16 protein-coding genes and 1 pseudogene are annotated in these 18,633 nt (G+C 39.5%); 9 read left to right on the plus strand and 8 right to left on the minus strand.

From position 1 onward, the window contains the following. The first annotated feature begins 43 nt into the window (after nucleotides 1-43). Together ACE01R_RS02990 and ACE01R_RS02995 are read left to right on the plus strand one after the other, a co-directional pair. Nucleotides 44-1,492, plus strand: a complete 1,449-nt coding sequence (locus ACE01R_RS02990) for an NAD-dependent succinate-semialdehyde dehydrogenase (RefSeq protein ID WP_395546019.1) — start codon at nucleotides 44-46, stop codon at nucleotides 1,490-1,492. A gap of 817 nt (nucleotides 1,493-2,309) precedes the next feature. Further along, on the plus strand, nucleotides 2,310-2,528 hold the full coding sequence (locus ACE01R_RS02995) for a hypothetical protein (RefSeq protein WP_395546020.1): 219 nt from the start codon (nucleotides 2,310-2,312) through the stop codon (nucleotides 2,526-2,528). Nucleotides 2,529-2,976: 448 nt separating this feature from the next. On the opposite strand, the gene ACE01R_RS03000 is transcribed toward ACE01R_RS02995, so the two are convergent. The 3 genes from ACE01R_RS03000 to ACE01R_RS03010 form a co-directional block, all read right to left on the minus strand. Then, nucleotides 2,977-3,327: a hypothetical protein gene (locus ACE01R_RS03000; RefSeq protein WP_395546203.1), complete on the minus strand. Its 351-nt coding sequence runs from the start codon at nucleotides 3,325-3,327 to the stop codon at nucleotides 2,977-2,979. 215 nt (nucleotides 3,328-3,542) lie between these two features. After that, nucleotides 3,543-4,169 carry a hypothetical protein gene (locus ACE01R_RS03005; protein WP_395546021.1) on the minus strand — a complete coding sequence of 209 codons (627 nt, stop codon included), beginning with the start codon at nucleotides 4,167-4,169 and terminating at the stop codon, nucleotides 3,543-3,545. An 86-nt stretch (nucleotides 4,170-4,255) separates the two neighbouring features. Continuing rightward, a complete protein-coding gene (locus ACE01R_RS03010) occupies nucleotides 4,256-4,954 on the minus strand; it encodes a putative quorum-sensing-regulated virulence factor (RefSeq protein ID WP_395546022.1) in 699 nt (232 codons plus the stop codon). 631 nt (nucleotides 4,955-5,585) lie between these two features. Between ACE01R_RS03010 and ACE01R_RS03015 the strand changes: the two genes are divergently transcribed. Together ACE01R_RS03015 and glyA are read left to right on the plus strand one after the other, a co-directional pair. Next, on the plus strand, nucleotides 5,586-6,860 hold the full coding sequence (locus ACE01R_RS03015; RefSeq protein WP_395546023.1) for an alpha/beta fold hydrolase: 1,275 nt from the start codon (nucleotides 5,586-5,588) through the stop codon (nucleotides 6,858-6,860). Nucleotides 6,861-7,014: 154 nt separating this feature from the next. Next, complete coding sequence (gene glyA, locus ACE01R_RS03020; protein ID WP_395546024.1) at nucleotides 7,015-8,268, plus strand: serine hydroxymethyltransferase; 1,254 nt, start codon at nucleotides 7,015-7,017, stop codon at nucleotides 8,266-8,268. A gap of 53 nt (nucleotides 8,269-8,321) precedes the next feature. On the opposite strand, the gene ACE01R_RS03025 is transcribed toward glyA, so the two are convergent. Continuing rightward, nucleotides 8,322-9,860 carry a hypothetical protein gene (locus ACE01R_RS03025; protein ID WP_395546025.1) on the minus strand — a complete coding sequence of 513 codons (1,539 nt, stop codon included), beginning with the start codon at nucleotides 9,858-9,860 and terminating at the stop codon, nucleotides 8,322-8,324. A gap of 204 nt (nucleotides 9,861-10,064) precedes the next feature. On the opposite strand from ACE01R_RS03025, the gene rnk reads away from it, so the two are divergent. Beyond that, nucleotides 10,065-10,469, plus strand: coding sequence for a nucleoside diphosphate kinase regulator (gene rnk, locus ACE01R_RS03030; RefSeq protein ID WP_395546026.1), 405 nt, complete (start codon nucleotides 10,065-10,067; stop codon nucleotides 10,467-10,469). 55 nt (nucleotides 10,470-10,524) lie between these two features. On the opposite strand, the gene ACE01R_RS03035 is transcribed toward rnk, so the two are convergent. After that, nucleotides 10,525-11,013 (minus strand): TIGR00645 family protein, encoded by a 489-nt coding sequence (locus ACE01R_RS03035; protein WP_395546027.1) that lies wholly within the window; start codon nucleotides 11,011-11,013, stop codon nucleotides 10,525-10,527. Between the two features lie 280 nt (nucleotides 11,014-11,293). On the opposite strand from ACE01R_RS03035, the gene ACE01R_RS03040 reads away from it, so the two are divergent. Next, the gene (locus ACE01R_RS03040; protein WP_395546028.1) at nucleotides 11,294-12,265 is read left to right on the plus strand and encodes a TauD/TfdA dioxygenase family protein; all 972 of its coding nucleotides are present in this window, start codon (nucleotides 11,294-11,296) and stop codon (nucleotides 12,263-12,265) included. A gap of 150 nt (nucleotides 12,266-12,415) precedes the next feature. Then, on the plus strand, nucleotides 12,416-13,114 hold the full coding sequence (locus ACE01R_RS03045; RefSeq protein ID WP_395546029.1) for a Crp/Fnr family transcriptional regulator: 699 nt from the start codon (nucleotides 12,416-12,418) through the stop codon (nucleotides 13,112-13,114). Nucleotides 13,115-13,237: 123 nt separating this feature from the next. On the opposite strand, the gene slyD is transcribed toward ACE01R_RS03045, so the two are convergent. The 3 genes and pseudogenes from slyD to ACE01R_RS03060 form a co-directional block, all read right to left on the minus strand. Continuing rightward, nucleotides 13,238-13,720, minus strand: coding sequence for a peptidylprolyl isomerase (gene slyD, locus ACE01R_RS03050; RefSeq protein ID WP_395546030.1), 483 nt, complete (start codon nucleotides 13,718-13,720; stop codon nucleotides 13,238-13,240). A gap of 133 nt (nucleotides 13,721-13,853) precedes the next feature. Next, a pseudogene (locus ACE01R_RS03055) lies at nucleotides 13,854-14,132 on the minus strand (NAD(P)/FAD-dependent oxidoreductase); the annotation flags it as partial. Nucleotides 14,133-14,310: 178 nt separating this feature from the next. Then, nucleotides 14,311-15,621, minus strand: a complete 1,311-nt coding sequence (locus ACE01R_RS03060; RefSeq protein ID WP_395546031.1) for a D-alanyl-D-alanine carboxypeptidase PBP6B — start codon at nucleotides 15,619-15,621, stop codon at nucleotides 14,311-14,313. A 181-nt stretch (nucleotides 15,622-15,802) separates the two neighbouring features. Here ACE01R_RS03060 and ACE01R_RS03065 point away from each other — a divergent pair, with 181 nt between their 5' ends. Together ACE01R_RS03065 and ACE01R_RS03070 are read left to right on the plus strand one after the other, a co-directional pair. Continuing rightward, entirely contained in the window at nucleotides 15,803-17,509 is a 1,707-nt protein-coding gene (locus ACE01R_RS03065; protein ID WP_395546032.1) for a M61 family metallopeptidase, read from the plus strand. A 376-nt stretch (nucleotides 17,510-17,885) separates the two neighbouring features. Further along, complete coding sequence (locus ACE01R_RS03070) at nucleotides 17,886-18,623, plus strand: hypothetical protein (protein ID WP_395546033.1); 738 nt, start codon at nucleotides 17,886-17,888, stop codon at nucleotides 18,621-18,623. Nucleotides 18,624-18,633 lie beyond the last annotated feature (10 nt).

The raw sequence follows: 18,633 nt of genomic DNA on the forward strand, positions 1-18,633 counted from the left end.
CAGCTCAAAGCGCCGTGCCAGGCGTCTATTAAGGAGAATATAGATGCAACTTAAAAATCCAGACTTACTGAAACAACAAGTATTTATTGATGGTCTTTGGATGGATACAGCAAATAGCAAAAGCTTTGCTGTGACCAATCCTGCAACGGGTGAAACCATTGCACAAGTGCCAAGTGTCTCAACTGCACAAGTGGAACAAGCTGTACTGGCTGCCGAGGCTGCACTTCATTCCTGGAAAAATACGACTGCGAAAGAACGCTCGGTATTACTGCGTAAATGGTTTGACCTGATTGTGGCCAATCAGGAGGATCTTGCAGTCATTTTAAGTACTGAACAGGGGAAACCCTTAACAGAAAGTCGTGGTGAAATCCTGTATGGTGCCAGCTTTATTGAATGGTTTGCCGAAGAAGCAAAACGTACCTATGGTGATGTGATTCCACATGATAAACAAGGTCGTCGCTTGGTTGTAATCAAGCAACCTGTAGGTGTAGTCGCAGCGATTACACCGTGGAACTTCCCGAATGCCATGATTACCCGTAAGGTGGGTCCAGCACTTGCAGCAGGTTGTACTGTGGTGATCAAGCCAGCTTCAGAAACCCCTTTGTCTGCACTTGCCTTGGTTGCACTAGCGGAACAGGCCGGTATTCCTAAGGGTGTGCTGAATGTGGTTACAGGCAGTTCGCGTGAAATTGGTGGTGTTCTTACTACGCACCCAGTCGTGAAAAAATTATCGTTCACGGGTTCAACTCAAGTAGGTAAGCTGTTGATGGAACAGTGTGCTTCCACCATGAAAAAAATCAGCATGGAATTGGGGGGGAATGCACCCTTTATCGTGTTTGAAGATGCTGATTTAGACAGGGCTGTGAAAGGGGCAATGGCTTCGAAATTCCGTAACAGTGGTCAGACCTGCGTATGTAGTAACCGTATTTTGGTACATGCCAATATTCATGATCAGTTTCTTGAAAAATTGGCAGCTGCCGTGCAAAAGTTAAAAGTTGCACCTGCCTTTGAAGCCGGTGCGGAACAAGGTCCGTTGATTAATGAACAGGCCGTTGAGAAGATTGAAGAACATATTGCCGATGCTGTAAGTAAAGGTGCGAAAGTCATGGTAGGGGGGAAACGCCATGAATTAGGTCAAACCTTCTTTGAGCCGACGGTATTGTCAGGTGTGACACCAGACATGCTGGTGGCTGGAAATGAAACCTTCGCACCACTTGCACCGGTATTCAAATTCAGTACAGATGAAGAAGCAATCCAGATGGCAAACGACACCGAGTTTGGTTTGGCGTCTTATATCTATACTGAAAGCTTAAGTCGTGCCTGGAAAGTCGGTGAGGAACTAGAATATGGGATGGTCGGCATTAACGAAGGCCTGATTTCTACAGAAGTTGCACCCTTTGGCGGAATCAAGGAGTCTGGCACAGGACGTGAAGGTTCCAAATACGGTATTGAAGACTACCTGGAAATTAAATATATGTGTATGGGTATTTAAGCCTGAGCCATGGAAAATACGGATCAATTGATCCGTATTTTTAGCTCAAAATTTTCTGGGGAATATATAAAACAGCCTTTCACCTGATTCATTGAAATAAAAAATTCAAAATGGATTGTATGACCAGTTATCTTATCTACGATAAAAGCTTGCAAACCTGAACGTCATAATGTTGTAAGTTGTTATTAAAAAAGATAAGAATAATTATATATTATTGATTTTAATTATAAAAATATTTGTCATCATTGGTTTGGAAATAGCAGAGATAAATCATTAAACATTAGCCCTATTCAAAGTTTATCTAAATCTAATGTGCTGCTGTTAAACCAGCGTCTATTTTTCACGAATTTATAAAATATACAATAATAGTTTCATTGAATTGATGTGTATAAATGTTGAGCAGGGTTGCCTATTTCATTTTCGAGTTTTATATTAAAAATACAGTAGGTCGAGAGACGCTATAAAGTGGTTGGACGGATCAATGACAGCTTGTTGAGTTTGCAACCTTCGGGTTGAAACAAAAAATCAGCACTAGCCTTCCAACATAAAAGCCCGCAGCAATGCGGGCTTTCTTATTTTAATAAGCAAAACGGTTTGTAGATAGCCTAGTGATAGCAGTATTCATTTTAGATGATTCAGATGGATTGACATGGTTTATTCTAAAAGTTAGGCCTTTTCTAAATAACATATTTAAGAGAAATATCATCTATTTTTTTATAAAAAATTACATTGCCAAGAAGTTTAACATCTCTAAATTATGGATAAATAAAACGTATGTTATAAAAAGACTGGTTAGATAAAGAGAGCGGAGAATGAGATGACTCAACTGATCGAGGTGAAGGTTCAAGACCAATTTAGCAATATTCATTCAGTACAAGCATTATTACGGCCAATTCCGGAAAATTCAGCATTGCATGAACTCTCATTATTTCAAAAGATTGAACATATAGTGGTAAATGGTGAAATTATTCGTCCAAGTATTGAGTTGCTTTTTGAAAGCCGTACTTCTGACAGTATTTATCGCGTTATTGAATAATGAAAATATTAGCGTTCTTTCATATATCATTTTTCAATGACTATAAACTGTTCGTAAAGTTAAAAGAAAAAATAGATTTTAACCTGTATTAGATTCATGAGTGTGGCATGGATGCCACACGTTTCCCATCACGACAAGGATGTTGTGTATGGGAACCAAAAGGTTTTTGTCGACTTTTGACCTTTCAAAAGTCGAGATATTGCCTACGCAAAGGTATCAAAATCACAACAATCAAATGCGGCAGTGCTGATTTAAAAAAATCTAATATTGAACATTTTTTGATTTATGAAAGATATCTATTATAAAAGTTTAGTATTAATAATCGATAAAAAATAAAAACTCACTGTTAAAGGTGAGTTTTTTTAATGCAGTAAAACTACTCTAAATAAAATTTTAAAAAATAAATACTATTAAAGAAAGCTTATCGAAGTGAAGAAAAGGCCACTGCTTAAATTAAATTTAGCTCTACATCATATTTATTAAATTCCTGCATGATGTTTTTAATCACTTTAATTCCCATGGCATCATCACAACTCAATATTTCATCCTTGCCTTGTGTGCTGTCATAACAAATAATTTGCTGGATTAACCAGCGATTTTCAATTTCTGTCTGATCAATAATGACCCGAAGGGGTTGTAAGTTTTCACTGAGCTGGCGCGGCAATACACTGGTAATGGCAAGTTGAATATGAGTCAGATCATCTCTAGGACTTAAAAATGTCAGTACCCAGTTGCCAACTTTTTTTAAGTACATGGGATTGTCAGCTGGATGAAATTCTAAATAATGTAAGGTCGTCATCATGAAATCCCCTGAAATATTTACTATATGGGGGTTTTAGCAAATATTTGCCATTCAGCTAAGGTCGTATCTAGCATCAAGCTATGGGTTCCAGTTTAATCTGGCTGTGGTAAATTAAGTATAATCTTATTGTTTTATAAGTATAAAAACGAATATCTCTTAAATGGTTAAGACCTTAAATAAATAACGAAACATAAAAAAGCTCTTAAGCTTGATCAGCTCGGAAGCTTTTGTAGCGAACAGTTGATCTGGTTGAGGTATTGGTTTAATTCCTGTGGAGCTATGCGACTTTCCTGTAATGTTGTAATCCATTGCATCTGACACTGTTTTAAACTGCGTAAATCATTCGCAGACAGAATACGATTAATCAGCTGTTTTGCCATTAAACCGCAATGTCGTTGCAGCAGTTGAGCCATGAATTGTTTGACCTGTTCAAAATCCAGGACTTCTATGGTCATCTGTATTTCATTTTGACAGGATACCTGCTCAGTATTTTCATCCGTAATTGAAGATTGGGAAATGTTAGGAGCACAAATCGCTTCGCTAGCATGATCTTTAAGTTTGGTATTTTGCAGAGGAAGGCTGACTTCAATTTCTGTATCTAGGGTATTGGATGTTATTGGTGCTTGAACGGGCTGGCTAGCTGGACGACTAATAAGTCCCATTTCCAGCAACTGTTCAATTAATTCGGGTGATGCGATACGGCGCTTAAATTGTTCAGGAAGCAGGTCAAAATCATCCGTACCAATCAGTAGTAGCAGTCTACGTTGACGGGCATTCAGATTGAGTGAGCGTTGTTTTAAAATTTCAATGCCTAAATCAGTTTTATGATATTGATTCATGCCTTAATTTACTCCCCGCTAAATTAAGGCCGATTGTAGATAGGAATAATGACAATATTATTTAAATAATATTACAAATCAAAATATTATGAAGTGAAAATGCTGACTTTTTCGAGCGCCTTGCGCAAATAAGGGTCCAGATCTTCCTGACGAAGCAGCCATTGTATATAGTCTGCAGGTAAATCCGCTATTGCTTTACCCCGATGTTTACCGAAATTAATGGTACGAGGAATACGTGCATCTTCCGATGCCAGATAAAGCTGTTCAATATTTTGAATGTTTAAATGGTGGATTTCATGCATCAAAATATTAGCAGTCAAGATGATATCCATATCGGCACGATGCGCTTTTTTAATCATTTCACGGGCTTTTTCACTGCCTTTGCTGATCATATAAATAAGGGCAGAAATATTATGAGCTTCGGCATCTGGCCAGACTAAACGGGCAAGGGCAAGGGTACAAATGGCTTTGATCTTGCTGGTATCTACACCGCATTTCTCAATGGCACGAATATCATAATCAATATTATGACCAATAATATAAGTGGTTTCCTGTGGAAGGCTAAAAGTCGTGTAGTGAGGCTGACCCACCAGCTCGGATTCCAGAATATGGTGTACTGCCATGGCGGCAAAAGAGATGGGTTCATCGACACTATAGAGCTGGTCGAAAATTTCACTCTTATCTAAGGAAAGTTTGCTGTCATGGATTTGGACCGGCGCATAAGCAATCTCAATCGGCTGTCCATTTAAAGTATGGGTTTCGGTATCGAGAATAATTGCTTGCATGACAGGTCCATAACCGTTGCGATCGTTTGGCTAAATTTAACATTTTCAAATATACCGATACAAACTGAAAATACGCTCTTTTCCTCATTCAGGATGATTTCTATACCGGGCTGCTGTTTAAATGCGCTGCTTTGAAAGTATCACGCGAAATGTAAGCGCTATAATGGATATCAGGGCGGCCCATTGTCTGAATCAAGGTTTATTTGAGAAATTGTAAAAATATCCTTTGATTTCTGTTTAATTGTTTGTATTTACGAATACGGTCGCCATCCGTTTGATGCTGACTTTTAAGAGGTTATTTTTGTTGATTGGTCATCGGTACCGCATAAAAAGGGACCACTTTGTTGACTATTTTTCTTTTTAGACTTCTACAGCCAAATCCCACAGCAAGCCTGGAATCAGACAAATAAAAGCAGACATATTTTGTTAAATTAATAGTGTTTAATATTTGTAAAAATATAAAAATAAAATTTATAAAAATCAATAATTTGAATTAATGGTAATCCAGTCTATTTTTGTATTTTTAATTTGATGTTAAATCACATTGTTCAAATATTAAATAAAGGTAATAGTTTGTATTCATGATTACTTAAAAATCATCAAAATAAAAAAATATATAAGGAAATGCAAAATGAAAAAAACATTATTAACAGTGTTAATCAGCAGTGCCTTTTTACTTACCGCCTGCGGTGGCGGGGGCGGTGGAGATGAGAATGAATCTGGATCGGGGAATGGATCCGGGAATGGAGATAATGGCAGCGTCATTGTTCAGCCTGACACATCTATTCCTCTAAATAATATTGCTGATCCTGTGGTAAAAACCGCAGTCTATAACGAAACAAATATGACCAGCGTGGCAGGTGAAAGCTTGGTGATGACTTATAAAATGTTGGGGGTGAATGGTCAGGAAGTTCAAGCGACGTCATTGGTCATTACACCGAAAACAGCGGCACCTGTAACAGGTTGGCCAATTGTGGTTTGGGCGCATGGTACCACTGGCGTGGCAGATCAGTGTGCACCTAGTCGAAGCAAACTGAGGGTAGAGATTGAAGGGATGATTACTCAACTTTTAAGTGCAGGTTATGTGGTGGTGGCACCTGATTATGAAGGCTTGGGCGAGCCAAGTGGTCATGAGTTTCATCCTTTCCTAAATTTAAAAAGCGAGGCTTATTCAATTACTGATGCGGTTGTCGCTGCACGTAATTATCTGGGAGCAAAAGTATCTAATCAATGGATGGCAGTAGGGCACTCTCAAGGCGGACACGCAGCATTAGGGGCAGCTCAATATGCTTCGCGTGCAAATCTTGACTATAAAGGAACTGTTGCAGTTGCACCTGCGTCTAATTTAAAAACGATTTTTGATACAGGAAAACTGCTTGTAGCGAATTTACCAGCTAAAGATCAAGTTTCTACCTTAGCTTCTTTAAATACTTATGCCGCACTGATTAATGCGGGAATGCAAGGTCAATCATCACCACCTACCTATATTCAAGTCTTTGAAACAAATGCAGCAACAATAGCCACTCAAGCTGAAACAATCTGTTCAGAACCATTGGGGCTGGATTTTGGTATTAAAATGGCAACTGCCGCCAACACAACTAATTCATTGTCAGGTTATTTAACACAAAGTGATTTTATGCAAGTACCTGCAATTTCAACATTTTTAAGTAGCACTTCTCAGCCCTTATCGGTGAAAGTTACGACGCCAGTGAAGATATACCAAGGTGGGTCTGATAGGACTGTTCCAGCAAATGCGACAGCTGACCTTATTACCAATGCGAAGAATCTAGGAATGACGAATACTATAGTTTTGGAAGAAGACCCAGCATGGGATCATACAACTGCATATACTGCGAATATTCCTAATATTGTTGCAGATGTAAAATCTCTAATGCCAATTCAATAACTTGGTTTCAATAAAATGCTCATGTTTTTTTGAACATGAGCATTTTTTTATTTAAAACTGAGTAAAGTTCATTCTCAACATTTATAAACTTCATGCTACAATACGCGCCAATCTTAGCACGGCTTAAAAGCCCTAATTTAATAGGACCTCGCTAATGTTTGCCAATATCTCTATTGCTGAATTTGATCCAGAAATCGCTCAAGCAATCGCTAATGAAGATGCTCGCCAAGAAGCGCACATCGAGTTGATTGCTTCTGAAAACTATTGCTCACCAGCAGTAATGGAAGCTCAAGGATCAAAACTCACTAACAAATATGCAGAAGGCTACCCAGGCAAACGCTACTATGGCGGTTGTGAATATGTAGATGTTATTGAACAATTGGCAATTGACCGTGCTAAAGAACTTTTTGGTGCTGATTACGCTAACGTTCAACCGCATGCTGGTTCTCAAGCTAACTCTGCTGTTTACCTAGCCCTTCTTAACCCAGGCGACACAGTTTTGGGTATGAGCTTGGCTCACGGTGGTCACTTGACTCACGGTGCAAAAGTAAGCTTCTCTGGTAAAACTTATAACGCGATTCAATACGGTTTAAACCCAGAAACTGGCGAAATCGATTACGAAGAAGTTGAACGTTTAGCTGAAGAGCACAAACCACGCATGATCGTGGCTGGTTTCTCTGCTTATAGCCAAGTTGTAGACTGGCAGCGTTTCCGTGACATCGCGGACAAAGTTGGCGCTTATCTGTTTGTAGATATGGCTCACGTTGCGGGTCTGGTTGCTGCTGGTGTTTACCCAAGCCCAGTGCAAATTGCTGACGTAACGACAACGACTACTCATAAAACACTTCGTGGTCCACGTTCAGGTTTAATCCTTGCAAAAGCAAACGAAGAAATTGAGAAAAAATTACAATCAGCTGTATTCCCAGGCAACCAAGGTGGTCCATTGGTTCACGCTGTAGCTGCTAAAGCAATCTGCTTTAAAGAAGCAATGGCTCCTGAATACAAAACTTACCAACAACAAGTGGTTAAGAATGCTCAAGCTATGGCTGAAGTTCTAATCGCTCGTGGTTATGACGTTGTATCTGGCGGTACTAAAAACCATTTATTCTTGTTATCTCTAATCAAACAAGATATCACTGGTAAAGAAGCTGATGCTTGGTTAGGTGCTGCTCACATCACTGTGAACAAGAACTCTGTACCAAACGACCCACGTTCTCCGTTCGTTACTTCTGGTATCCGTATCGGTACTCCTGCTGTAACAACTCGTGGTTTCGGTGAAGCTGAAGTACGTGATCTTGCTAGTTGGATCGCTGACATCCTTGATGCCAAAGGTGATGAAGCTGTGATTGCTGCTGTTAAAGCAAAAGTTGAAGTTGTTTGCGCTAAATTCCCTGTTTACGCAAAATAATTTTCTAACTTAAAAAAAAGCTTCCTGTACGGAGGCTTTTTTTTTAACATTTTTTATGACATCAGCTGTGGAATGTTGTGTTGCATTGCCTTTGGATAAGGCAGCTTGCTCGGCTTGTAATAGTCAGCCCAAATATGTGAAGCGGCTGGACGGTTTCGTTCACTGTCTTGAATGCCTTTAAAAAATGCGCCCATTGCCTGATAAATCTCGGGTAAATTTTTGTTGGTAATTGCATCGCTACTGAGAAAATAAGGCTGCAAAATACAAAAACCACGATAGTCAAATACTTGGAAAAAAGGGATGACTAAATGGATATTCATATGCTGTTCGCCGTAATTACGGACATGGAGGGAAATGGCATCGGTTCGCAGATGAGGGAGACAGGCATACATTTCATAACCCAGCACATTATGGGGGTATTGTTCAGCATTAATATCCAGTTGTCTTAATGGTCCATCCGGTCCATCCATGTGGCTAAAAAAGGTATTGCCCGGTGGAAAACTGGTGGGTGTCAGGCTTTGCTCGGAAGAGGTACGGGGAACCACACCATGAATATGCAGCAATAAAAAATGACATAATTGACCTGCATGATATAAGGCTTCATAAAATGGGGATTGCTGTAAATTGCTATTGGTCTTTTGCGTATCTTCGGCCAAATAAATAGGATTTCTGGTGGCTTTAATGGTTTGCAGGGCATTCAAAACATATTGTTTGCTTGATTCGGGAATAACACGTTCAAATAAAAACTGGCAAATATGCTGGGTCACAAAAAAGATGGAAGCATTAATCTGGGCAATCCGGCAGGTGGTCAAAGCATCCGGGATTTGCTGCCCGAGCATCTGGCTGACTTGTTCCGGGCGGAACCAGCGTAGCGAAGTTCCAGCTTGCTCGGCAATGACCTGTCCAACATAAGCGGATAAAAACAGGATAAAGAAAAAATGTGCGTCGTCTTCTAAAAATTTATCAATTGAAACCATATAGTTCTGGCGAATTTCACGCATGAGATCATCTAAACGATCCAGACTCGCCATGCTATGGTCAAGATTGGAAATCTGGATCAAATTCTGAAAAGAAGAGCCACAAAATAGCGGATAATCCTTGAAATACATGCTTTGTAAATCGTGCATCTGTTCGGTAAATTTAAGGCGTTCATCGGCAAACGTAATTTGATAATTCAGGATAATTGATTCAATTTCCTGGCTGATGCTGAGTGGTAAATCATCTTCACAAAAATGTTTTGCCACATAGTGCAGTGGCAAAATAATTTGATTATTGCAATTGAGCGCATAGCTATGTACAAAGTTATTGGGACGATCGCGGAATTTTATAAAATTAGCTCGCAGTTCTTCAAAACTTTGCCATTTTTCATCAACACCCAATTTTTGACTGATAAATTGCCCTATATAGCTGGAGATCAGGTAGACGGTATTTAATTTTAGGGGATCCTGAACAAAATCCGTAGCTTGTGTACCTATTTGTTTTTTAAATGCGCTAAACAGCTGATCAAGGCGTTCAAAACTGGCAAATGTACCATCAAAATTTACGGTTTTAAGTGCGGAAGCAATATAAAATTCATGTTGGTATGCCGGCATTTGAAATCTGCTGCGAATATGCTGCATAAAATTGTGAGTGCCAATTTCAGCTGCTGAGTCAAGTTCAGGAAGGGCCATCGTATTATTCTTGTACAGTAATTATTTATATACATATGTATACTTGAAATTAATTTTAAATCAACTGTGTAGACAGCATTACTGTTGATGAATGAGAAAAAAATTTTAAAAAAGAGGATGTTGAATATGCAAAGACCTATTATTGTTATTTCACAACAAGATCTTGAGCGTTTAGAAACGATGCTTGAGCATCAATCTAAACTGACTCCAACCATGCAACATCTGGAAGATGAACTTGCACGTGCCGAAGTGGTTGCCCCGCAGGATATGCCAGCAAACGTGGTGACGATGAATGCACGGGTATCGATTACCATTGCACCGGCGAATGAACCGACTACGATTACCCTGGTTTACCCGCATGATTTTCTTGGTGAGAAAGGGCAGGTGAATGTACTTGCGCCAGTAGGGGCAGCAATTTTAGGCCTGGCTGAAGGTCAGGAAATTGAATGGCCGCAGCCAGATGGTCATTTAATGAAAGTGAAAATTGAAAAAGTCTTGTATCAGCCAGAACGTGAAGGCAATTTTCTATAATTTTTTTGAATAATAGCCCCAATTTAGGGGCTTTTTAATGTGCAAATAAAAAGAGTTAATGCTTACTGATTTTATCCAGATATCCCATCATAAATGCGGAAACGACAAAGGTCAGGTGCATGATGATGTACCACATGATTTTGTCATTGGGAATGTTTTTAGCATCCATAAAAATGCGCAGCAAATGAATAGATGAAATCGCGACGATGGACGCAGCCACCTTTAATTTCAGTGAGTTGGCATCCATGGTACCTAGCCAGTTAAGACGGGTATCTTCGTTTTTAATTTTCAGTTGAGAAACAAAGTTTTCATAACCTGAAAACATCACCATCACAATCAGACCACCCACCAGGGTCATATCTACCAAAGACAAAATCACCAGAATCAAGTCTGCTTCAGAATATTCAAAAATATGCGGCAAGACATGCCAGACTTCCTGAAAGAATTTAAGCGCCAGCAGTAGCAGGGCAAATGACAGCCCAAAATAGACTGGGGCTAAAATCCAGCGTGCTGCATACATGGTATTGTGAAAGAAGCGTTCCATTCATTCCTCTGCTGGCATTTTAATCTTTTGACTTGATCATAAATAATTCAATTTAAAAATTCGATATTTTTTTATGTTTTTTAATAGGTTGTATTTAGGGGCTGAATAATTTCAGGGTTGATAAATCTCATTTCAAAATTCTAAATCAGGAAAGTTCAAAACTTCAGCAAGTATTGTGCTGATCACTGTCAAAGCTTTGACAGTGTTTATAGCCTATTCAGGGCAGACTGTATTTCAACAACACAACGTTGCAATAAAAATTGAAATATAAGGAATCGCCATGAGCCAGACTCAAACCGCACAATATGATCCAGACTACCAGTATCAACATATTCAAGTGAAACCGATTACCGGTCGTATTGGTGCGGAAATTGAAGGAGTAAAACTCTCTTCAACTCTAGAGCAAAACACGGTCTATGAAATTAACCATGCTTTAATAAAATACAAAGCCATCTTCTTTAAAAACCAGCAACACCTAAGCGATGATGAACAGGAAGGCTTTGCCGCTTTATTAGGTACGCCTTTGAACCACCCGACGGTTCCAGTGAAAAGTGGGACAGCACATGTATTAGAGCTCGATTCACGTGGCGGACGTGCGGATACCTGGCATACCGACATCAGCTTTATTGAAGATTATCCAAAGGCTTCCATTTTACGCAGCATTGTTGCACCGGCAGCTGGCGGTGATACCGTTTGGGCAAATACCACAGCGGCTTATAACGATTTACCAGAAGAATTGAAAGCATTGGCAGATCGTTTACGTGCAGTGCATAGCAATGATTATGACTATGCCTCTAAAGTCACAACAAGCCCACGTATCGATGCAGAAAAATATCGTGCGTTATTCAATTCAACAGAATATGAAACAGAGCATCCGTTGGTTCGGGTGCATCCTGAAAGCGGTGAGAAGACATTATTATTGGGGCACTTCTTCAAACGCTTTGTCGGTTATAACAGCCAGGATTCACGTCGCCTGTTTGATTTATTCCAAGACTATGCCGTGAATTTAGAAAACATCGTGCGCTGGCGCTGGAGTGTCGGTGATGTTGCCATTTGGGATAACCGTGCCACCCAGCACCGTGCAATCAACGATTATGGCGACGAGCTGCGTGTCGTGCGCCGTGTCACCATTGAAGGGGATATTCCGTTTGGAGTAGATGGTCGTCCAAGTGTGAACTTGAAGAAAGTGGTGAAACAGGACATTTCTAATTTTACATTCGAAAATGGTCAAATTTTAGAAAAAGCATCTTGATAACTCAGTGAACTGATTTACGCTATTTAGAATCGTAGTGATCTGAATTCGAGATATACATAGCGCTAAAAATTGGTTGGTCTACGAATATAAAAAACCTAGTATCCATGTACTAGGTTTTTTAATTTTGAATGAGATCATCAATTTCGTATGCTCAGTCGCGTAGAAAAATTACAGCAAATTTTTGGGCAGGATGCAGTGTTTTCTGCATTCAATGCACAGTCGCATCACACTTTAATGCAGCATGCAAAATACCTGCGTTTTTTGCCGCAGCAACAGATTTTGCATTATCAACAAAAAATGGATGATATCTATGTGCTGTTGTCTGGACGGATGCAGATAGGCTGGCTGCTCAGTGATGGCGAGTTTAAAGTCAGTGATTATGTGAAAATGTATTCGGTGTTTAATCTGGTGCCATTTTTACAGCAAAAACCGCTGAATTTTGATTTTTATGCCGTAGAGCAAGTCGAAGTGGCCGTGATTTCAGGTCAGGTTTTCCTGCAACAATTACAACAGCAACCCCAAGCCATGTGGCAGATCATTCAATTGCTGAGTGAACGGATGTATGGCTTGATGGAGAAAAACCGTTATCTGCAAACTGCAAGTATGAATCAAAAAATTGCACGTCATTTAATGATTTTGGGGCAGCAGGCAAGATCAGCAGGTCAGATGCATTCAACGATTCAATTTAAAATGAGCCAGCAAGAGTTTGCCGAATTATTGCATGTGTCCCGACAAACCTTAAATAAGCAACTACAATACTTTATCCAAGAGCGCATTGTAGACTGGAATTATAGCCAGATTAGGATTATCGATATGCAGCGCTTAAAACAAATCAGTCAGTTCTAGAGATATGGCTAAAAAGTTACTCGGCTAACTGAAAATCTCTCGGGTGATTGAATGGGGTATAAAAAATTTAAGGCAATAAAAAAGGCAAAGTAAAAACTTTGCCCTTTATGATCTGTACCGATCTTAGTGGTGATGACCACCTGCACCGTGTACGTGACCGTGTTCTAATTCTTCAGCAGAAGCTGTACGAATTTCAACGATTTCAACTTCAAAAGTTAAATCTTGGCCAGCAAGCGGGAAGTTAGCATCTACAACAACGTTGTCGCCTTCAACTGCTTTAACAGTCACGATTTGAACGCCGTCATCAGTTTGAGCTTGGAATTGCATACCAGGCTGGATGTTGTCCACACCTTGGAACATTTGAGCTGGAACTTCTTGTACTAGGTCAGGGTTGTATTCGCCATAACCTTCAGCAGCAGGAACGTTTACAGTGAATTTTTCACCAACAGTTTTGCCTACCAAAGCGTTTTCTAAACCAGGGATGATGTTACCCGCACCGTGCAAATATGCAAGTGGCTCACCTTGTGATTGGTCGAGAGTTTCGCCCTCTGCGTTAGTCAACGTGTAGTGGAAAGAAACCACGAGGTCATTTGCAATAGCAGTCATGTTATTGATCCATTCAATTTTTTAAGGGTACATCATAAAGTGAAAAGTGGGTTTTGTAGACTAGATTTAGCAAAAATCTGCATTTTTCCCACTTTCATGGCGTTTTTTAATAGTTGGGACGGTTTTTTAAATTTCAATGCAATTTTATCTTTGGACCAGTTTTTCTTGTGACAAAATCCTTGGCGGTTAAAAGACCGGCATGGGTATAGCCATGAATAGCGGTTTGATGCAGTCGATATAAAGAAACATACATCGATTTCGCCAGAAAACCTTGTACATTCACTTGTCCGAGTAATTCTCCCACGGCTTTATTGTGGCTTAATGACACCAGTCAACCTTTGTCGGAAAATTTAAACATCGGTTTTGGTTTGCCTTGAACGCGAGCTTTCATGGCATCGACCAGCTGCGTTGCAAGCACTAAATGGCAGATAGCATCTATCTACAATAACAACTTTATATCAATGACTCATTTTTGAATTCTGGGCTATTTAAAAGACGAAAAAAAAGATGGCATCCATATGCCATCTTCAATTCATTGCTTTTGTTTAGATTGTTATACAGCTTACATAATTTAAATAAATATTAAGCAATTAGCCTAGAGGATAAATTTTGACTTCAATTTCCTCACTGGAGAAAAAACTAAAAAGCTGTTTAAACCAGATGGCAATTTTCTGGAAGAAATTGGCTTCCTCAATTTGCACATCATTTTCAATGGCAATGGTGCGAATCAACTGATTATTTTGATAAACCTGCACGGTTGCCAGCTGCATGACTTTGGCTAAAGGCGCAGTCAGGTATTTTTCCTTGATTTCAACATTCAAGTGAGTTTTAGTTTCCTGTAAGGGGGCGATTGCCTGAATCGTACCATTGCCGGTATTCAACATAATGCGTTGATTGACCGTATCGTAAGTTTGCAGATCAATCGCATAAGGCTGGTCATATAAAGACGTGGTCACAATTTGCGGTTGGCTGGTTTCCAGCTTGAACATTTTTAAAGTAGATTTAACCACCGGCAATTCAGCAATCAGCTGTTTATCTTTAATCGCCACTTCATTACGGGTATAGGTATAAGCCATTTCCAGCAGGGTGTGGGCAACTTCAGCACGTTTTAAGGCATTTTTTGTACCCATCACCACCACAATCAGGCGACGTTCAGGCAGTGCAGGATTACCGGTAGGACGGTGTGCAGTCAGTGCAAGGTTATAACCTGCTGCTTTTGTGAAACCTGTCTTTAAACCATCCACGCTTGGGTCAAATTTGAGCGCCAGATTAGTTGCACGGTGAAAGCGCTGGTTATAACTGAAACTTGGCATCACTGAATAGCGCAAGTATTCAGGTGTCTCAATAGTAAGCGCCTGACCAAGCAGCGCCATGTCGTATGCAGATGAGAAATGATCCGGCATGGTCACACCTGGCGCATTGGCAAAATGCGTATCATTCATTCCCAACGCTTTGGCCTCAAGGTTCATGCGTTCGATGAAAGCCGGTACTGTCCCTGAAATACGTTCTGCTAAAGTCACTGCCGCATCATTGGCTGACATCACGATCAAACCTGCCAGAAGCTGATCTACAGTGATCTGATCACCTTCTTTAAGATACATTTGCGATTCATCCCACTGCACCATTTTTACCACCGGTGTAGCCGTGATGATTTCATCCTTTTTCAAATGACCCGCTTCAATTTCTTTGAGTGCGATATAGGCAACCATCATTTTGGTCATAGATGCCGGTGCGCGTTGCTCATGACTATTATGCTCTGCAATGACTTGTCCAGATTGGGTATCTAGAATGGTCCATGCTTGAGCTTCAACACTTTCAGGAACAAGGTTGAGTAATGCAGCATTGACTATCGTGGAGCACAATAAACTTACGGATGCGAGGAGGTAGATGACAGCTTTCAATGATCTTCCTTATTTACCAATCCATTGGTGGTAGAAATGCAAAAAATATGAGGAATGCTATGCCTTTTTTTAATGAATGGCTAGTCGGAATTGTAGACAATTGCGACAGTTCAGCATTGCCGGACAAAAAAATGCTAAGCTAATTGTTAAGTTAACTTTTTTATATTTTATATTGCCCATTATGTTGCATTATCAAATCGAATTTGACGATTATCGTCAGCATCTTATTCACGTGACACTTCGCTTTTTAGCTGATCCGACTCAAGTTCTTTCTTTACCGACCTGGATTCCAGGTAGCTATCTGATTCGCGAATTTTCAAAGCATATTGAGTCAGTTCGAGCTTATGATGAAGATGGGCGCATTTTACAAATTCAGAAATTTGAGAAGAATAAATGGCGTTTATTTAATACCGATCATGAACTGATTACGGTGGAATATGATGTCTATGCTTATGATTTATCTGTACGTGGCGCCTATGTAGACCAAACCCGCCTCTATGTGAATCCCGCCTGTGCGTGCTTGGGACTAGAAGGGCAGGAAGATAAAGCAGTTGAAGTTGAAGTGTTCCTTCCGGATGAACTGAAACATTTCCAGCTGGCAACCGGTTTAATGGCTAAAAGTCTGGTTAAAGGGCGTTATACTTTAAAGGCAGAGAATTATGCCCAGTTGATTGATTCACCATTTGAGCTGGCAGAACAAACACGTTTTAGCTTTGAAGCCAATGGGATTCCGCATGAATTTGTAGTGTCCGGCAAACATGCCATGAATGCCGCGCGCATGCAGCAAGACATTGAAAAAATTTGTAGCACTGAAATTTCAATGTTTGGCTCTGCACCATTTACCGACTATACCTTTATGACCATGGCGACAGGGAATAGCTATGGCGGCTTAGAGCATCCGAACAGTACCAGTTTAATTACCCCGCGTGATGACTTGCCTAAAGCAGATGAACCTGTTGAACCTTCTGCAGATTATCAGCGTTTCTTGGGTTTATGCAGTCATGAATATTTCCACTCTTGGCTAGTGAAATTTATTCGTCCTGAAAATTTCGTCAATTATGATTTAAACAAAGAAGGCTACACTTCGCTGCTTTGGATTTTTGAAGGTTTCACTTCTTATTATGACGACCTGATTTTGCTGCGTAGTGGTGTGATTTCTCAAGAGTCATACCTTAAGCTATTAAAAACACAGATTGACCGTTATTTACAAAATCCGGGACGTGCGATTCAAACCGTTGCAGATTCAAGTTTTGATGCATGGGTGAAATTCTACCGTCAAGATGAAAACTCCAATAACGCCGGCACCAGCTACTACAACAAGGGTTGTTTAGTAGCGCTGTGTCTGGACTTGGGCTTGCGTTTACGCGGTTCAAGCCTAGATGCCTTAATGCGTAAATTGTATAAAAATGCGCAAAATGGTGTTCAAGTTAATGAGCGTACCATCTTCGAATTGTGTAATGAGTTGACAGGCGATAACTGGCTTGAACAGATCAATCATTTGATCAATACCACCGATGAATTACCGCTAGATCAGTTGCTTCCTGAGTTTGGTTTAAGTTTTGACGTTAAAAATGACAAGTCTTTGCCATTTGGCTTAAAGCTTGCCGATAAACCTGAAGGCGTGGTGATTCAAACTGCACGTCGAGAGGGTGCAGGGGTGAAAGCAGGTCTTTCTGCGCAAGATGTTATTATCGCGATTGATGGCTTGAAAGCGACTAGCAAACTGGTAGAAAAGTATGCGAAGCAGGAAGGTATATACACCGTTCATGCTTTCCGTCGTGATGAACTGATGACTTTTGATGTTCAGGCAGGTGGTTCTGAACTGAGTGAGGTTGAGCTGAAAGTTGAAGATCAGGCCAAAGCTGAGAAGTGGTTAAAGGCAATTTAATCCATCTTTAAATACTTTGTATAAAAGAGGATGTTTACATCCTCTTTTTTTGTTCTATGCTTTATTTAAGTCTCATTTTAAAAAGTATAAAAATGAAAAAGAGCAATAATTTCGATATCCCGATCTGGGTGTTAATATTGCCTATGGTGTTGGCTCACCCGGTCAATATCTACTTTCTGGATGGGAAGTATTCATTTGATGCAGCGCTTTTGTTCGCCTGTGCTTTTACAATTGTTGCTGTGGTCAGCATTAAGCTTGGGTACGATTTTTTTAAGGATAAATTTCATTCTAAATAGCCTAAGTATTGTTTGATGATTTCATAAAAACTACGGTTATGTTAAACAATTGGTTAAATATTTGTTTTTATGATTAGAAGATGAACCAAAAAAAATTGTACTGGGGAATGGGGATAACAGCAGTTTGGCTAGCTGTGATTATAGTCTTTTGGATTTTTGGAGGATTAACATCGCCATCATCGTTAAATGAATTGGGTGATTTTCTAGCAGGTATTTTTGCACCTGTAGCTTTTCTTTGGCTGATTTTGGGTTATGTCCAGCAGGGGAAGCAGTTAGAACAGAATTCTCGTGCAATAAAACTACAAGCAGAGGCTTTAAATCTTCAAATTGAAGAATTTAGAAAAATAGTGGCTCTTCAAGAAAAACAAAATCTTGATAAAAAAATGAGTGTAAAACCTAAATTTTTATTTAATGAAGGAGTTTGCATAAAAGAGTATGAAGAAAATGAAGATGAGGATATATTTAATTTAAGTTTACAACTTTTGAATCATGGGACTGGGGAAGCATTTGATATTACAGTAAATAATAAATCAGACTATTCATATAGTTTATTTGAAGTTTCTAAATTAGGGATAGACTCATCAATTTTAGTTAGTTTCTCTCTTTATATTTCTAGCTTTGATCAATATTTTGAGGGATTGCTATATCGAAAATTGATAGAAATTGAGTTTAAAGATAAATTCGGTAATCAATTTAAGGAAATCTTTACTTTATATATCGGCAGAAAAGAAAATGATATGGGAACAGCTTTTGTATCAGTTCTAGAGGGCATAGATAATACTTATGATCTAATTACTAGTGAAAATAAGGATCATTAATCTAAAATTA

The organism is Acinetobacter sp. BSP-28, from assembly GCF_044130285.1.
Classification (GTDB): domain Bacteria; phylum Pseudomonadota; class Gammaproteobacteria; order Pseudomonadales; family Moraxellaceae; genus Acinetobacter.

Coding starts and splice junctions, on each gene's coding strand:
- ACE01R_RS02990 (WP_395546019.1), top strand. CDS start 44: ATGCAACTTAAAAATCCAGACTTACTGAAACAACAAGTATTTATTGAT.
- ACE01R_RS02995 (WP_395546020.1), top strand. CDS start 2,310: ATGACTCAACTGATCGAGGTGAAGGTTCAAGACCAATTTAGCAATATT.
- ACE01R_RS03000 (WP_395546203.1), bottom strand. CDS start 3,327: ATGACGACCTTACATTATTTAGAATTTCATCCAGCTGACAATCCCATG.
- ACE01R_RS03005 (WP_395546021.1), bottom strand. CDS start 4,169: ATGAATCAATATCATAAAACTGATTTAGGCATTGAAATTTTAAAACAA.
- ACE01R_RS03010 (WP_395546022.1), bottom strand. CDS start 4,954: ATGCAAGCAATTATTCTCGATACCGAAACCCATACTTTAAATGGACAG.
- ACE01R_RS03015 (WP_395546023.1), top strand. CDS start 5,586: ATGAAAAAAACATTATTAACAGTGTTAATCAGCAGTGCCTTTTTACTT.
- glyA (WP_395546024.1), top strand. CDS start 7,015: ATGTTTGCCAATATCTCTATTGCTGAATTTGATCCAGAAATCGCTCAA.
- ACE01R_RS03025 (WP_395546025.1), bottom strand. CDS start 9,860: ATGCCGGCATACCAACATGAATTTTATATTGCTTCCGCACTTAAAACC.
- rnk (WP_395546026.1), top strand. CDS start 10,065: ATGCAAAGACCTATTATTGTTATTTCACAACAAGATCTTGAGCGTTTA.
- ACE01R_RS03035 (WP_395546027.1), bottom strand. CDS start 11,013: ATGGAACGCTTCTTTCACAATACCATGTATGCAGCACGCTGGATTTTA.
- ACE01R_RS03040 (WP_395546028.1), top strand. CDS start 11,294: ATGAGCCAGACTCAAACCGCACAATATGATCCAGACTACCAGTATCAA.
- ACE01R_RS03045 (WP_395546029.1), top strand. CDS start 12,416: ATGCTCAGTCGCGTAGAAAAATTACAGCAAATTTTTGGGCAGGATGCA.
- slyD (WP_395546030.1), bottom strand. CDS start 13,720: ATGACTGCTATTGCAAATGACCTCGTGGTTTCTTTCCACTACACGTTG.
- ACE01R_RS03065 (WP_395546032.1), top strand. CDS start 15,803: ATGTTGCATTATCAAATCGAATTTGACGATTATCGTCAGCATCTTATT.
- ACE01R_RS03070 (WP_395546033.1), top strand. CDS start 17,886: ATGAACCAAAAAAAATTGTACTGGGGAATGGGGATAACAGCAGTTTGG.